This window comes from Brevundimonas sp. UBA2503, from assembly GCF_002341485.1.
In the GTDB taxonomy this organism is placed as follows: Bacteria; Pseudomonadota; Alphaproteobacteria; order Caulobacterales; family Caulobacteraceae; genus Brevundimonas; species Brevundimonas halotolerans.
On sequence record NZ_DDOD01000018.1, the window covers coordinates 1 to 14,109 of the forward strand.

At 69.4% G+C, this 14,109-nt stretch carries 16 protein-coding genes; 2 read left to right on the forward strand and 14 right to left on the reverse strand.

The window, feature by feature from the left end; translation table 11 throughout:
* Positions 1 to 37: 37 nt before the first annotated feature.
* Entirely contained in the window at positions 38 to 727 is a 690-nt protein-coding gene (locus B4K74_RS08090) for a murein L,D-transpeptidase catalytic domain family protein (protein WP_286692514.1), read from the reverse strand.
* A 125-nt stretch (positions 728 to 852) separates the two neighbouring features.
* Between B4K74_RS08090 and B4K74_RS08095 the strand changes: the two genes are divergently transcribed.
* Entirely contained in the window at positions 853 to 2,181 is a 1,329-nt protein-coding gene (locus tag B4K74_RS08095; RefSeq protein WP_286692515.1) for a metal-dependent hydrolase family protein, read from the forward strand.
* A gap of 3 nt (positions 2,182 to 2,184) precedes the next feature.
* On the opposite strand, the gene lpxK is transcribed toward B4K74_RS08095, so the two are convergent.
* From lpxK to B4K74_RS08115, 4 genes are read right to left on the reverse strand one after another with little or no spacing between them, the layout of a single operon-like run.
* Positions 2,185 to 3,195 carry a tetraacyldisaccharide 4'-kinase gene (gene lpxK, locus B4K74_RS08100; protein ID WP_286692516.1) on the reverse strand — a complete coding sequence of 337 codons (1,011 nt, stop codon included), beginning with the start codon at positions 3,193 to 3,195 and terminating at the stop codon, positions 2,185 to 2,187.
* A complete protein-coding gene (locus B4K74_RS08105; protein WP_286692517.1) occupies positions 3,192 to 4,478 on the reverse strand; it encodes a 3-deoxy-D-manno-octulosonic acid transferase in 1,287 nt (428 codons plus the stop codon). The genes lpxK and B4K74_RS08105 overlap by 4 nt, the downstream gene beginning before the upstream one ends.
* The gene (locus B4K74_RS08110) at positions 4,475 to 5,167 is read right to left on the reverse strand and encodes a lysophospholipid acyltransferase family protein (protein ID WP_286692518.1); all 693 of its coding nucleotides are present in this window, start codon (positions 5,165 to 5,167) and stop codon (positions 4,475 to 4,477) included. The genes B4K74_RS08105 and B4K74_RS08110 overlap by 4 nt, the downstream gene beginning before the upstream one ends.
* Complete coding sequence (locus tag B4K74_RS08115; protein WP_286692519.1) at positions 5,164 to 6,990, reverse strand: ABC transporter ATP-binding protein; 1,827 nt, start codon at positions 6,988 to 6,990, stop codon at positions 5,164 to 5,166. Before B4K74_RS08115 ends, B4K74_RS08110 begins: the two co-directional genes overlap by 4 nt.
* A gap of 88 nt (positions 6,991 to 7,078) precedes the next feature.
* On the opposite strand from B4K74_RS08115, the gene B4K74_RS08120 reads away from it, so the two are divergent.
* On the forward strand, positions 7,079 to 7,744 hold the full coding sequence (locus tag B4K74_RS08120) for a fused DSP-PTPase phosphatase/NAD kinase-like protein (protein WP_286692520.1): 666 nt from the start codon (positions 7,079 to 7,081) through the stop codon (positions 7,742 to 7,744).
* A 3-nt stretch (positions 7,745 to 7,747) separates the two neighbouring features.
* Here the strand turns inward: B4K74_RS08120 and B4K74_RS08125 are convergent, their stop codons facing one another.
* The 9 genes from B4K74_RS08125 to B4K74_RS08165 form a co-directional block, all read right to left on the reverse strand.
* Positions 7,748 to 7,954, reverse strand: coding sequence for a hypothetical protein (locus B4K74_RS08125; RefSeq protein WP_123287692.1), 207 nt, complete (start codon positions 7,952 to 7,954; stop codon positions 7,748 to 7,750).
* Between the two features lie 4 nt (positions 7,955 to 7,958).
* A complete protein-coding gene (locus tag B4K74_RS08130; RefSeq protein WP_286692521.1) occupies positions 7,959 to 8,216 on the reverse strand; it encodes a DUF4170 domain-containing protein in 258 nt (85 codons plus the stop codon).
* Between the two features lie 43 nt (positions 8,217 to 8,259).
* Positions 8,260 to 9,054, reverse strand: coding sequence for a 3'(2'),5'-bisphosphate nucleotidase CysQ (locus tag B4K74_RS08135; RefSeq protein WP_286692522.1), 795 nt, complete (start codon positions 9,052 to 9,054; stop codon positions 8,260 to 8,262).
* Positions 9,051 to 10,400: a TldD/PmbA family protein gene (locus tag B4K74_RS08140; RefSeq protein ID WP_286692523.1), complete on the reverse strand. Its 1,350-nt coding sequence runs from the start codon at positions 10,398 to 10,400 to the stop codon at positions 9,051 to 9,053. Before B4K74_RS08140 ends, B4K74_RS08135 begins: the two co-directional genes overlap by 4 nt.
* Before the next feature lie 54 nt (positions 10,401 to 10,454).
* Positions 10,455 to 10,883 (reverse strand): MAPEG family protein, encoded by a 429-nt coding sequence (locus B4K74_RS08145; protein ID WP_286692524.1) that lies wholly within the window; start codon positions 10,881 to 10,883, stop codon positions 10,455 to 10,457.
* Complete coding sequence (locus tag B4K74_RS08150) at positions 10,883 to 12,670, reverse strand: M14 family metallopeptidase (protein WP_286692547.1); 1,788 nt, start codon at positions 12,668 to 12,670, stop codon at positions 10,883 to 10,885. The genes B4K74_RS08145 and B4K74_RS08150 overlap by 1 nt, the downstream gene beginning before the upstream one ends.
* 113 nt (positions 12,671 to 12,783) lie before the next feature.
* On the reverse strand, positions 12,784 to 13,401 hold the full coding sequence (locus B4K74_RS08155; RefSeq protein ID WP_123287687.1) for a hypothetical protein: 618 nt from the start codon (positions 13,399 to 13,401) through the stop codon (positions 12,784 to 12,786).
* A gap of 33 nt (positions 13,402 to 13,434) precedes the next feature.
* Positions 13,435 to 13,749, reverse strand: coding sequence for a type II toxin-antitoxin system PemK/MazF family toxin (locus tag B4K74_RS08160; protein ID WP_286692525.1), 315 nt, complete (start codon positions 13,747 to 13,749; stop codon positions 13,435 to 13,437).
* Entirely contained in the window at positions 13,749 to 14,078 is a 330-nt protein-coding gene (locus tag B4K74_RS08165) for an AbrB/MazE/SpoVT family DNA-binding domain-containing protein (protein WP_286692526.1), read from the reverse strand. The genes B4K74_RS08160 and B4K74_RS08165 overlap by 1 nt, the downstream gene beginning before the upstream one ends.
* Between the last annotated feature and the right edge of the window lie 31 nt (positions 14,079 to 14,109).

Consider the following 14,109-nt stretch of genomic DNA (forward strand, 5'->3'; position numbering starts at 1 on the left):
CGGGGGAGGGGGACCGCGTAGCGGTGGAGGGGGCTGCCTAGCTGAACGCGAACAGCAGGCGGCCCTCGCCCATCCGCTCACGCAGGCCCGGCAGGTCGGCGTGGGCGACCGAGAAACAGCCGTACGACCGGCCCAGCTTGCCTTCGCGCTCCAGGAAGTCCGGATCGGCATAGTCGGCGCCGTGCACGATGATGGCCCGCTCGCGCGCCTTGTCGTTCGAATACTCCAGACCGTCCAGCAGCACATTCGGCCCCTGCTGCGGACCCCAGTTCGGGCCCGCCGTCACATAGCTGCCGACCGAGGACATGAAGCTCTCGGGCGTGTTGGAAAAGGCGCGCGGCACGCCCGTATGCTCCGGATCGGACCCCCGGCCGTGGCTGGTGCGCATCGCCGTGACCGTCCCGGCCAGCAGATCGACTTCATACAGGCGCGGCTCGGCCGAATGCACCTTGAAGTCGACCAGATACATGCGGTCCCGTTGCGGGATCTTGCGGTGGTGGATGTCCAGCGCCGCCATGGCCCGGTCCATCACTTCCTTGCGCACCATGCCCTTGGGATCGAGCGGCGCAGGGTCACCGGACAGAACGACAGGCGCGACGGCCGGGGTCGGCACCGGTTCCGGCATGACCAGCGGCGCGGCCAGGTCGACCGTGCTGGCGGTGGCGGAAGAGCATCCCGCCATCAGCGCGGAGCCCCCCAGGATCAGTCCTCGTCTCGATATCCGCATGCGACGCCCTCTTGCGGTTCAACGATCATGACAGGTTGTTTCAAATCCGTACGGCCATAGCAACCTGAGCCTTGGCGAAACTCTCCAAGGGCCTATGGTGCAAGCCTCATACCGGGGAGGTGGAAATGCGTTCGATCCTGATGGCCCTTGGCCTGTTGCTGTTGTCGGCCGTGCCCAGTCTGGCACAGCAAGGCGCGGTCCCGACTGGCCTTTCTCCTGATGGGGGAACGACGTTCCTGCAGGTCGGGCGCCTGCTCGCCGACCCCGGAACCGGCAGAATTCTCACGGATAAAACTGTTGTGATCGCGGACGGCCGGGTGGTCGAAATCCGCGACGGGTTTTTCGTTAATGAGGCTGAGGTAGGCCGCATCATCGACCTGCGCGGCGCCTTCGTCCTGCCCGGCCTGATCGACAGCCACGTCCACCTGACCAGCCAGCAGAGCCCGACCGGCCGGCTGGATGCCGTCACCCTGTCGACCTCGGACCGGGCCATGATCGGGGTCCGCCACGCCCGGCTGACCCTGATGGCCGGCTTCACCACCGTGGCCGATCTGGGCGGGGCCAATGAGGCCGTCTTCGCCCTGCGCGACGCCATCCGGCGGGGCGATGTGGTCGGCCCGCGCATCATCGCCTCGGGCTCGTCGGTCTCGATCCACGGCGGCCATGGGGATGCCAACGGCTACCGCGACGAGGTCCTGCACGTCCTGTCCTCACCCAGTATTTGCTCGGGCGTCGACGACTGCATGCGGGCCGTCCGCGAGCAGGTCCGCGCCGGGGCCGACGTCATCAAGATCACCGCGACCGGCGGCGTCCTGTCGAACACGGCCGCCGGTCTGGGCCAGCAGTTCACCGAGGCCGAGCTGGCCGCCATCGTCGAGGCCGCCCACCGCATGGGCCGCCGCGTCACCGCCCACGCCCACGGCGCCGACGGCATCAATGCCTTCCTGCGCGCCGGCGGCGATTCGATCGAGCACGGCACCTATCTCGATGACGAGTCGATCCGCCTGATGCGTCGGAGCGGCGCCTGGCTGGTCCCGACCCTGATGGCCGGGGACTATGTCGCCCGCGTCGCCTCGGGGCCCGACAACTTCTTCACCCCGGCCCAGACCGATAAGGCCCTGCAGGCCGGGCCCCTGATGCTCGACATGGCCGGCCGCGCCCACCGGGGCGGCGTGCGCATCGCGTTTGGCACCGACTCGGGCGTCTCGGCCCATGGCGACAATGCGCAGGAGTTTGCCCTGCTGGTCCGCGCGGGCCTGACCCCGCTGGAGGCCATCCAGACCGCCACCGTCAACGCCGCCGAACACCTCGGCATCGCCGATCAGGCGGGCCGTATCGCGCCCGGCATGCCCGCCGACCTGATCGCCGTACGCGGCGACCCGCTCAGCGACGTCACCGTACTCGAACGCGTCACCTTCGTCATGAAGGGCGGGGTGGTGTACCGCTCGGAGTAGGGCTCAGCCCCCGCAGGTCCGGGCCAGCAAGGTATCCAGCGCCGCCTCGTCCTCGAAGCGGGCGCGGACGGGCCAGGCGGTGACGCGGGCGCGCCAGTCGGGGGGCAGGCGCACCCAGTCCTTCTCGGTTGTCACCAGACCGGCGTCGAACACCGCCGCCCGCTCGGCCAGGGCCCTCAGCTCGCCTTCGGAGTAGGCGGCGTGGTCGGCGAACGGGGCAAAGTCGACCAGATCACAGCCGGCGGCCTTCAGCGACCGCTCGACCTTCCACGGCTTGGCGATGCCGGCAAAGCCGATCAGCGGTCCCGGCGGCGGCGGCCCCGCCGGCTCCAGCCGCGCGATCAGAACGGGCAGCGCCCCGAACAGGGCCAGAAGCTCCGGATCGGGCGTCGGAAGGTCGGCGGGCATCAGCACCACCACCGCATCGGCCCGGGCCAGACCCGTCGCCAGCGGCTCCCGCATCGGGCCGGACGGGAACACCGCCCCGTCGCCGAATGGCCATTCGTCGTCGCGGGTCTCGCCGTCAACGATGATCAGGCTGAGGGTCTTGGTCAGCGTCGGGTTCTGGTGGGCGTCATCCAGCACCAGCGCCTCGGCCCCGGATGCGACGGCAGCGTCGGCCCCCGCCGCCCGGTCCCGCGCGATCCAGGCGGGCGCCACCTGCGCCAGCATCAGCGGCTCGTCGCCCACGTCCTCCGCCGTGTGCGCGCCAGGATCGACCCGCACCGGACCCTCCAGCCTGCCGCCATAGCCGCGCGACAGGGCGTGGGCCGCGACGCCGCGTGCTTTCAGCCGTTCCAGGATCGCCAGCGCGATCGGCGTCTTGCCCGAGCCGCCGACCGTCAGATTGCCGATCGAGATGATCGGCACGCCGGGGTCATGGGGCACCGTCCGGGCCATCCGCCGCGCGGTCGCCGCCGCCCAGATCCACGAGACCGGACGCAGCAAAAGCCGGGGCAGAACGCCATATTTGCGGTCGCGGCGGTACCACCAGCGCGGGGTCGAGATCTTCATCGGCGGCCTCCGGCGGGGGGCAGCAGCGGTGCCATCGCCTGCCAAAGGACTTCCAGCCCGCCATCGGCGCCCGCCGCGGCCTGTTCGGCCTGCCGGCCCAGCTGGCGGGCCTGATCCGGGTCTGCCAGCAGCGCGGCCACCCGGGGCGCCAGACGCGACAGGTCGGTCAGGATCTCGAGCCCCCCCGCCTCGGCCATCGTCCCGGCGATGCTCCAGTTGCTCATGTCCGGCCCGGTCAGCGTCGCCCTCGCCAGCCGCGCGGGCTCCAGCGGATTATGGCCGCCGACGGGCGCGCGTCCGATCAGCGGACCAAAGGCGCCGCCCAGAACCACGACCTCGGCCAGCCTCAGGAACAGGCCCATCTCGTTCAGCGTATCGGCCAGATAGACGTCCGTGTCCGCGCCGGGCATCTCCCCCCGCGACCGCACCGCGACCGTCAGGCCCAGCGCCGCCATGTCGGCCTCGATGGTTCCCGCCCGCTCCGGGTGGCGGGGCACGACGATCAGGAAGGGCAGGGGATCAAGCGCCTGCAGCCGCTGGACCAGCGCCGCCTCCTCGCCCTCATGGGTGCTGGCCAGCACGACCACGGGCCGGTCGCCGATGGCCTCGCTCAGCCGGTCGAACGCCTTGCGGTCAAAGGGCAGGGGCGCCCGGACCAGCTTCAGATTAACCCGCCCGTCCGTCCGTCCGCCCAGATCGGCGATCCGCGCCGCCGAGGCGTCATCCTGCGGCAGGATGCTGGCAAACGCGTCCAGCAGCCTCCGCGCCGCCGCCGGACGCTTCTTCCAGCCCTCCGCACTGTGCTCGGTGATCCGCGCGCTGGCCAGCATCAGCGGAATGCCCCGCGCCTGCGCCTCAAGGATCAGGTTCGGCCACAGCTCGCTCTCGACAAACAGGCCCAGCGACGGCCGCCAGTGGTCGAGGAATCCGCTGACCGCCCCCGGCGCGTCGACTGGCGCATACTGGTGGATCACCCCCTTGGGCAGGCGCTGGGCCATCATCCGGGCCGAGGTCAGCGTCCCCGTCGTCACCAGCACCGACAGGTCCGGCCGCCGCTCGGCCAGCAGCGCAATGACCGGCAACAGGGACAGGCTCTCGCCGACGCTGATGGCATGCATCCAGACCAGCGCGCCGGCGGGCCGCCCGGCCGCGGCATGGCCCAGCCGCTCCTCGATGCGCGCGGGGTCTTCCTTGCCCTTCCGCGCCCGGTACGCCAGCACATGCGGCGCCAGCGGCTCCAGCACCCGGGTCAGCAGCCGATAGGTGCGCAGCAGCAGGCTCACGCCGGGTCCCTGCTCAAGCCTGTCAGCCGGTCGGCGCGCGCCTCGACCGCGTTCAGCCGGTCGGTCCACTCGGCGGTGACCTCGTCCATGTCGCCGTCCTCGGGCCAGTCCACCCGGTCCCAGACCACCGCCCCCTTGCCGAACGGCAGGGGCAGCACCGCCCGGTCCCAGCTGTTCAGCCGGATGGCCGGATTGCACGACACCCCGATCAGCAGCACCGGTGCCCCCGACATCCGGGCCAGCGTCGGCAGGCCGGGCGCCATGACATTGGCCGGGCCGCGAGGGCCGTCGGGCGTGATCGCCAGTCCGCCCGCCTTCAACTGGCGCAGGCCGTCGCGCAACGCCTGCGTCCCGCCCTTGGCCTGTTGCCGCTTGTCCTTGTTGGCCGAAGATCCACGGATGGCGGGAAAGCCCAGCCGCGCCATGGCCCGGGCCAGAAACTGTCCGTCGGGCGAGAGCGAGATCAGCCCCTTGGTCGGCTGGGCCCGTCCGTGCGGCCAGCTGGCCGGGGCCAGCCCCAGCCGCGAATGCCAGAAGACCACCAGCACCCCGCCGCCCTGATCCCAGACCGCCTCGGCGACGCCCTCATTCTCGCGCTGCCAGCGCAGGGTCGCGTAACAGAACACCATCCACTGCGAGAGCAGCCAGGCGACCGTCTTCTGGATCAGGGGATTGCGCAATGGCCTCATGCCGGAACCCCCGCGGGCTGCCCGTCGAGCGCCTGACTGCGCGCCAGCCGGGCGTAGAGGCCCTTCTGCGCCACCAGATCGGCGTGGCTGCCTTGCTCCACCACCCTCCCGGCCGAGATCACATAGATGCGGTCGGCGTTCTGCACCGTCGACAGGCGGTGGGCGATCATCAGGGTGGCGCGGCCTTCCATCAGCCGTTCCAGCGCCGCCTGCACCAGCGCCTCGCTCTCGGTGTCCAGTGCGCTGGTCGCCTCGTCCAGCAGCAGGATCGGCGCATCCTTCAGGAAGGCCCGGGCGATCGCCACCCGCTGGCGCTGACCGCCCGACAGGCGCAGGCCCGCTTCGCCGGCCCGGGTCTGATAGCCGTCGGGCAGGGCGGTGATGAATTCATGCGCCGCCGCCGCCCGGGCCGCGTCCTCGATCTGGTCCTGCGTCGCGCCCGGCCGGCCATAGGCGATGTTGGCCGCCAGCGTATCGTCGAACAGGAAGGGCTCCTGCGTGACCAGCGCGATCCGGTCGCGCAGATCGGCCAGCCGGATCTCGCGGATGTCGCGGCCATTGATCGTCACCCGGCCCGCCGTCACATCATAGAAGCGCGGCAGCAGGCTCAGGATGGTGCTCTTGCCGCCGCCGGACGGGCCGACCAGCGCCACAGTCTCGCCCGGCCGCACGACCAGCTCAACGTCGGACAGGGTGGGGGCACTGCCCTCGCTGAGCGGGCCATAGGCGAACGACACGCCCTCCAGCGCCACCGTCACCGGCCCGTGCGGCAGGGGTTCCGCGTCCGGCGCCTCGCGGATCTCGGGCTGGATATCCAGCGCGCTGAACAGCCGGTCGGCCGCGGTCAGCCCTTCGGACATGACGGTCTGCAGATTGGTCACCTGACGCAGCGACTGCCCCGCCGCCATCAGCAGGCCGATATAGGCGGCAAAGGCCCCGACCGTCATGGCCCCGTCGCGCGCCTGCCAGCCCGCATAGGCCATGACGGCGGCGACCACGATCATCGCCACCAGGTTCGACATCGGCCCGGCAAAGGCGCGGGCATCGGCGCTCTTGATCACATGGCGCTGGCGCCGCCCGACGACCTCGCCCACGCGGGCCTGTTCGGCGTCCTCGCGGTTCTCGATCTTGATCAGGCGGACGCCGTCGAGGTTCTCCATCAGGGCGGTCGACAGATTGCCGGTCTCGACCATGGCCCCGGTCGTCGCCTTCTTCATCCGCTTGCCGAACCGGCGGATGACCAGGGCGATCAGCGGCGCGCCCAGCAACACGATCAGCGTCAGTCGCCAGTCGCTCCAGGCCATATAGGCGATCACCGCCATCAGGGTCAGCGCATGCTGGGTATAGTTGACCATGCCGTTGGTGAAGGCTTCCCGCACCAGATTGGCGTCGAACAGCACGGACGAGACAAAGCCGCCCGAATGCTGCGCCCGCAGCCGCGCCAGATCGGCCCGGATCATCGCCCCGAACAGCTTGATCTGGATGTCGCCGACGATGCCGTGGCCCAGCCGGTTGACCAGCGCCGCCTGTCCCAGCGCCGCCACAGTCCAGATCAGGCCCGCGCCTATGATGATCAGGGGGATCCACACCAGCGCCCGTCCGGGGGGCACGGTGATCACGCCCCAGATGGTCACCGCCTCGCCGAGAAACAGGCCGTCGATGGCCGGCTCCAGCAGCTGCAGCACCGTCGCGGCCATGATCCCGACCACCGCCGCGCACAGCATCGACAGCCCCAGCGCCGCCTTGTGCCGGGACAGATAGTCACGCCAGATCCGGCCCAGCAGCGGGCGGGCAGGTCTGGAGGATGCGTCGTGCGCGGACATGTCCTCTCGGTCGTCTGCTCGCCGCGGCAAGTCAAGCTTCTGGCGAAATTGCATTGCTGCCCTTCCCGGCGAAAGGCTATCTGCCCCCATGTCGCGCCATGATCTGTCCACGCGCCTGGGCCGCTTCAAGACCCACCTGTCCTATTGGCTTGAGGACCATGCCTTCCTGCGCGTGGCCTTTTCGAACGCCCACTGGCTGGGCCCCGATCTGGTGCGCACCAACCAGCCCTCACCGCGCCAGCTGGCCCGCTGGAAGGCGCGGGGCATCAAGACCGTCATCAACCTGCGCGGCGCGCGGGACGAGGCCTATTACTGGCTCGAGAAGGACGCCTGCGAGCGGCTGGGCCTGACCCTGATCGATGCGCCGCTCGACTCGCGCGACGTGCCGGGTCCCGACCGGGTGCACCGGGCCAAAGCCCTGTTCCAGACCATCGAATACCCCGTGCTGATCCACTGCAAGTCGGGCGCCGACCGCGCCGGGCTGATGGCGGTCTTCTACCGCCATTTCCACCTCGGCGAGCCGATCTCCGAGGCCATGGGCCAGCTGTCCAAGAAGTATCTGCACAGCCGCGAGGGCCTGACGGGGGTGCTGGATTTCTACCTCGAGAAATACGTCCACGAGATCGAGCCGCAGGGCATCGGCTTCCTCGAATGGGTCGACAGCCCCGGCTATGACCCCAAGGCCATCCGCGCCGAGTTCAAGGCCGGCTGGTGGGGCACAGTGCTCACCGAACGCCTGCTCAAGCGGGAGTAGGGCCTACCCCCACGGACCGCCCGATCCGCCACCGCCCTCGGCGCGGCGCTCGGCCTCGCGGCGGGCCTTGCGGTCGGCTTCCCAGCGCTTGAACCAGCGATGATAGCTGCGCTCGCCGCGCATGACGAACACCCAATAGATCAGGCTGGCGCACAGCAGCACCAGGGCGAACACCTGCTGCGTATCAAAGGTCTGGCCGAACAGGGTCATCGGCTCAGTGGGCGTCGCCGCGCGGGTCGATCATGCGGTGCGCATGCAGGATGAAATAGCGCATGTGGGCGTTGTCGACCGTGGCCTGGGCCTTGGCCTTCCACGCCTTCTTGGCTTCGGCATAGCTGGGGAAGGCGCCGACGAAGTCGATCTTGGACAGGTCGCGGAACACCGGGGCGTCGAGGTGGCGCAGCTCTCCGCCGATCACCAGATGCAGCAGCTGCTCGGGTTCCTGGCCTTGGGTCTTGGGGGTGTCGGTCATGGGCGGCTGGCCTGCGGGCAGGCCTCCTGATGAAGGGGAGGGGTCAACTGGCCCGGGGGATAGCCCCGGTTCGCTCCAGGATCAACGGGTGCAGGGCCGGTGCCGAACAGATCAGGCTGGCCTGACGCGGGTCGGGCCGGTTGAAGCGCCAGTCCCCGCCGAGGTGATCGGTGACAATAGCCCCGGCCTCGCGCGCGATCAGGGCCCCGGCCGCAACGTCCCAATCCCATTTCGGCGTCAGCGCCACCGTGGCGTCGAACGCTCCGCCCGCGACCAGCGCCATCCGGTAAGCCAGGGCGTTGCGCTTTTCGAACCGCATGGGCGGCCAGGGCGTCACCCACTGCGGGCCCTGCAGCATCTGGGCGCTGGCCAGCAGGGAGGCATCCTCCAGCGTATCGGTGTCGCTGGCCCGGATGGTCCGGCCGTTCAGCCGGGCACCGGTGCCGAGCGTGGCCTCGAACGTGTCGCCCAGTTCCGGGACATGGATGACCGCCGCGACCGGCTGGCCGTCCTCGACCACGGCGATGGGAATGCACCACCAGGGGCGGTTGGCGATAAAGGCCTGGGTGCCGTCGATCGGATCGACCACAAAGATGCGCCGGTGCTTCAGCCGTTCGGGGCTGTCCGGCGTCTCCTCCGACAGCCAGCCATAGTCGGGCCGGGCCGTCCGCAGGCGGTCCTTCAGAAAGGCATCGACGGCATAGTCGGCGCTGGTCACCGGCGAGCCGCCGGGCTTGCGCTCGATCTCCAGCCCCTTGACCCGCTCGGCCTCGGCGAGGATGGCGCCCTCGCGCGCGGCCTCGACGATCAGGGCAAGATCGGCGGCGAGATCGGTCACTTGCCGGCCACCGCCACGCCGTCGATCAGCAGCGAGGGGCTGTTGAACGAAGACCGGAACTCCAGATCGCCGCCCGCTACCATCCGCTTCCACAGCTGGCGCAGATTGCCGGCCACGGTCACCTCGCTGACCGGATGGGTGATCTGGCCGCCCTCGAAGAAGAAGCCCGACACCCCCGCCGACCAGTCGCCGGTGTTGGGGTTCAGCGACGGCCCAAACATGGAGGTCACCAGCAGGCCCGTCCCGGCTTGTCCCATGAGGCCCTGCAGGTCCGCCTCGCCCGGCGTCAGGTGCAGATTGTGGGTCGAGACCCCCGACGGCCCGGCCAGCCCGCGAGAGGCATGGCCGGTGCTGGTCTGCCCGAGTTGCGCCGCCGCCGCGGTGTTCATCAGCCAGGTGGTGATCACGCCCTTGTCGACCAGCGCCCGCTCGACCACCTCGACCCCCTCATCGTCGAACGGAGTCGAACCCAGACCCCGCATCCGGAACGGATCATCGATCAGCGACAGGTGGGCAGGCAGCACCGCCTCGCCCATGGCGTCCTTCAGGAACGACGTGCCGCGTGCGATCGACGGGCCGGAGATGGCGCCTAGCAGCGGCGACAGCACCTGGGTCGCGACCCGGTTCTCGAAGATCACAGGCAGGGTCTGCGAGGCGATCTTGCGCGCTCCGACCCGGGCCACGGCGCGGCGCCCGGCCTCCAGCCCCAGACTTTCGGCGGACGGCATGTCTGACAGATGGCGCAGGGTGCGGTGCTCGCCGCCCCGCTCCATCGCCCCGTCCTTTTCGGCGATCACGCCTGCGCCCAGCGAAAAGGCCGTGCCGCGATACTGGCCGTCGAACCCGTGCGAGGTCACCAGCCGCCAGGCGCTGCGCGAGGCCGAGGCATGGCCGCCCTCCGACCGCGCCACGCCCTCGACCCCCAACGCCGCCGCTTCGCAGTCGCGCGCCGCCGCCTCCAGCGCCTTGGGCTCGGGGAAGGCGGCGTCATACAGATCCAGCTCGCGGAACGGCGCTCGGGCCAGCCGGTCTTCGGGCGCGAGCGTCGCATAGGGATCCTCGGGGGCCAGCCGCGCCATGGCCACGGCCCGCTCGATCAGCCGCGCCCGCGTGGGCGCCGACAGGTCCGAGGTCGAAACCGTCGCCTGCCGCCGCCCGATGAAGACCCGGAGGCCCAGATCGTGCGATTCCTCGCGCTCGACATCCTCCAGCGCCCCGTCGCGCACGCCGACCGAGAGCGACGTCCGCTCGGCGGTCACGGCCTCGGCGGCATCAGCACCGGCCCTTAGCGCGGCGGCCAGGACATCATGGATCAGATCAGCGGAGGGAGCAGGGGAATCGGCCATGCCCCGATATGGCGACAGCGGCTCTCAGGGGCAACCGTCCGCGCCTGTCCGACCTCAGCCGACGGCCTGTCCGATCAGGAGCCCTGTCGCAAACAACAGCACCGCATAGGTCAGCAGCATACCCAGGATCCGGCCCAGCGACGGCCCCTTCTGGAACAGCAGCCCGCCCGCATGGATCACCCGCCCGACCAGCAGGGTCGCGCCCAGACTATGGATCAACAGCGGCGTCGCCCCCGTCAGGGCCAGCAGCAACAGGGCGATCAGGCCGGCCGGCACATATTCCGCTGCATTGCCAAAGGCTCGCCCGGCCGCCGTCAGCGACACATGGCCGCCGTCGCCAAAGGCCACCTTCAGCCGTCGCCTCTGCCCGACCACACCAAACGACAGCACCACCAGCCACAGCACCAACAGGCCCACCCACAGCGACAGGGCGTCCAGCGCCCCGGCGGCGGCCTCGGGCTGGATGAAATCCGCCAGCGTCATCAGCGTGTCTCCCGTGCGACCGGATACAGGTTGAAGCGGTCGTCATAGAAGGGCGTCCGCTCATAGAACCACGCGAGGCGCGCGTCACCGTTCGCGGCAAACTCGGGATCGGCGGCCAGCTTGGCCTCGAACTCGGCCTTCAGCGCCGGGTCGGCGGCCAGCATCGCCTCGGCCAGCGGGGCAATGGCATAGCCCTCGATATATTCGACGCGGTTCAGCACCTCGAGGAACATGCCCCAGGCAAAGAAGCTCTCGCTCGACTGCGGCTCCAGCAGCAGCACCACGACATCGCCCAGCGGCTGGTCGGTCGACACCCGCACCGAGCCGGCGGGGAAGGTCCAGTCGCGGGCCTCGGGCGTCACGCCGCCCACCCGGACCGGCACATGGCCCTCATTGGTACGGGGCGACAGGCGGATGTCCTCCAGCCGCAGCATCTCGACGGACACCGTGCGCGCCTCGGTCAGGGTCTCCATCTCGATACCGTGCATCTTCAGCCGCTCGATGATGTCGGCCCGGTGCGCCGGCACCCAATAGGCCTCGGGCCGCGCCAGCTCCAGCGTCGGCACCGAGCCGTAGAAGGGCATCTGCCACAGCTCCGGATCGGCCACGCCCAGCCAGCGCACCTCTTCGCGGCCGGACGCCGGGCTCACATAGGTTTCATAGCGGATGCCCTTGAACGGGCGGATCGAGACCGGCTCTTCGCTCGGCACGAAATTGGTCGGGACGGTCGCGGGGCGCAGGGCCCGGTCGGCCTCGACCGCAGCCCGCAGATCGCTGCCCTCGTCCGCCAGCACCGTCAGCGCCGTCTCGAGGAAGACATAGGTGCCCAGCACCCGCTGGTCATAGGGTTTCAGGCTGTGGTTCTCGATCAGGATGGTCGGCACATGGGCGGCCGAGCCCCAGCCGTTCGAGAACCGCTCGCCCAGCCCGCCGTCCGAAAGGCCCGCGCGGGGGTTCTGGTCGTCGATGCCGAACACCAGCTCACCCGGGATGTGGCCCTGCGCCTCCAGCGCCGCATTCATCGCCGGCTTGAAGGCACGGTCCAGCCACAGCGCCGTCTCCGGGCTGCGGCTCCAGATGCCGTTCTCGCCGTTGTAGCCATAGGTCACGTCATATTGATAATCGAGGCCGTCGGTGACGTGGATGTCGACATACAGGTCCGGCTGATACTTCAGGACCAGCCCGCGCACCGCCTGCATCTCGGGCTGGTCCAGCTTCATATAGTCCCGGTTCAGGTTCTGGTTGGTCGCGGTGTTGCGCCAGCCCTGAATGCGCGGACCGCGCTGGTTCGGCCGTGAATACGCACTGGCCCGCTCATGCCCGTCCACCGACAGGATCGGGATCAGGATCAGATTGGCCCCGTCCAGCAGGTCGTCGCGCCCGTAAAAGGCGATGTCGCGCAGCAGCATCATGCCCGCGTCCTTGCCGTCGATCTCGCCGGGGTGGATGCCCGCCTGCGCCAGGATCACGGGCTTGGACGGATCGAACTTGGCCCCGTCCTTGGAGGCGATCACCGCATAGATCGGCCGCCCCTCGGGCGACGTTCCAAACTCCTCGATGCGGATCCAGTCGGACGCCGCATCCAGCCGGTCGAACCAGGCGCGCGTGTCCTCATAGTTGGGGCTGAAATCCAGCTCGGGGTCGCGCTCGAAGTCCGTGGCCCACGGGTCTGACGCGGGCCGCAACAGCGACCGGCTGGCCCCGTCCCACGCCGGGGCCGGCGGCAGGAAGCCCTGCGGATCATACAGGGCCTGGTTGGGCAGGGCGGGCGAGGGGGTCTGGGCCATGGCGAGGGCTCCCGTAAAAAGCTGGGCCGACGCCGCAAGCAGACTGATCAGGATAAGGCGACGCATCATGGGCTCCCTTTGATCATGCCGGACAGAGGGCCGCAACGTCTGGGCTAGCTTCCCAGCAGCGACCAGCCCCCGGCCTGGACCAGCGCGGTCAGCGCCCGAGCGGTGGTGAAAACGTGGTAGGCGACGAGCACGACCAGCGCCCCGATGACCCACTTGCGGGAGGGCGCAAAGGCCCCGATCGAGGTGCCGCCGATAAAGATCGCCAGCCCGATCCAGAAGATCGGCCCCAGCGGAATCCGGGCAATCTCGCCGCTCAGTCCGGTGATGGCAAAGAAGGTTGCCGCCACGATCAGATTGGCCGCCAGCACACAGGCAAACACGATCCGCCGGTGCGCCCAGAAGTGGTCGTCGAGGTCCAGCCTCTTCCCCTCGGTCGCCACCCGCGGAAAGGTCACGCTGGCCGCAACGTAGAAGGTCCCCGCCACCACCAGCCCCAGCACCAGCAGGGCAAAGTTGAACGGCGCAAAGCGAAAGATCACCCAGGCCTGATTCCAGAAGGTGGCGATGTCGATGGCCACAAAGATCGCCAGCAGCGGCGTCAGCCAGCCGAACCGGATCCGCTCGCGCTCATGCAGCACCCGCGAAAACCCGCCCACCAGCTCCGCCACCGATAACCCCAGCAACAGGCCATAGAAGCTGAAAAAGAACTCGAACGCGCTCATGTGGCCCCCTGAAGTGCGACGCCTGTCGTCGCCCTATTCCTCGAACATCTCACGAAGCACCGCCAGGGTGGCGCTCAGGATACCGGCTTCAGCCTCGCCAATGCGACGGCCCAGCCGTGCGTGATCAATCATCCGAACCTGATCCACGGCCGCCGCACCCGGCTTTTCTGAAATGGGCGTGGCGACGCGGTAGCGCCGCCCCTGACTGCTGGTCAGAGGCACGACGATGCAGGTGCCATGGCGATTGATCTCGTCCGGCGAGACGATCATGCACGGACGGGTCTTGCGGATCTCGTGTCCGACGGTGGGGTCCAGCTTCACCCACCACACCTCGCCGCGCTTCGGCACTATGGTTTCACCACGCCGTCGGCGAGCAGTTCAGCCTCGACGCGATCCATGTCCGCCTCGGTATGGGCATCCCAAGCGTCGGGGATATCGTCTGACAGATCGGCGTCTACCCACTCGCGCTCCTCAGCGGTCAGCCCTGCGGCCGCGATCGCCTTGGCGTCTTCCTCCCATCCTTCGCGGACAGGTCGCTGGGCCGGGACAATGCTGATCTTGCCGGGCTCATAGACAAACTCCACCGCGCCGCCCTCCGCTACGCCCAGCGCCTGAAGCGCCGGCTTTGGCAGGATGACACCTTGCGAGTTGCCGATTTTCCGGATTGAGGTGGCCATGGCCGAACTCCGTTGCAACGAAGTTATAACA

Coding starts and splice junctions, on each gene's coding strand:
- B4K74_RS08090 (WP_286692514.1), bottom strand. CDS start 727: ATGCGGATATCGAGACGAGGACTGATCCTGGGGGGCTCCGCGCTGATG.
- B4K74_RS08095 (WP_286692515.1), top strand. CDS start 853: ATGCGTTCGATCCTGATGGCCCTTGGCCTGTTGCTGTTGTCGGCCGTG.
- lpxK (WP_286692516.1), bottom strand. CDS start 3,195: ATGAAGATCTCGACCCCGCGCTGGTGGTACCGCCGCGACCGCAAATAT.
- B4K74_RS08110 (WP_286692518.1), bottom strand. CDS start 5,167: ATGAGGCCATTGCGCAATCCCCTGATCCAGAAGACGGTCGCCTGGCTG.
- B4K74_RS08115 (WP_286692519.1), bottom strand. CDS start 6,990: ATGTCCGCGCACGACGCATCCTCCAGACCTGCCCGCCCGCTGCTGGGC.
- B4K74_RS08120 (WP_286692520.1), top strand. CDS start 7,079: ATGTCGCGCCATGATCTGTCCACGCGCCTGGGCCGCTTCAAGACCCAC.
- B4K74_RS08125 (WP_123287692.1), bottom strand. CDS start 7,954: ATGACCCTGTTCGGCCAGACCTTTGATACGCAGCAGGTGTTCGCCCTG.
- B4K74_RS08130 (WP_286692521.1), bottom strand. CDS start 8,216: ATGACCGACACCCCCAAGACCCAAGGCCAGGAACCCGAGCAGCTGCTG.
- B4K74_RS08140 (WP_286692523.1), bottom strand. CDS start 10,400: ATGGCCGATTCCCCTGCTCCCTCCGCTGATCTGATCCATGATGTCCTG.
- B4K74_RS08145 (WP_286692524.1), bottom strand. CDS start 10,883: ATGACGCTGGCGGATTTCATCCAGCCCGAGGCCGCCGCCGGGGCGCTG.
- B4K74_RS08150 (WP_286692547.1), bottom strand. CDS start 12,670: ATGGCCCAGACCCCCTCGCCCGCCCTGCCCAACCAGGCCCTGTATGAT.
- B4K74_RS08155 (WP_123287687.1), bottom strand. CDS start 13,401: ATGAGCGCGTTCGAGTTCTTTTTCAGCTTCTATGGCCTGTTGCTGGGG.
- B4K74_RS08165 (WP_286692526.1), bottom strand. CDS start 14,078: ATGGCCACCTCAATCCGGAAAATCGGCAACTCGCAAGGTGTCATCCTG.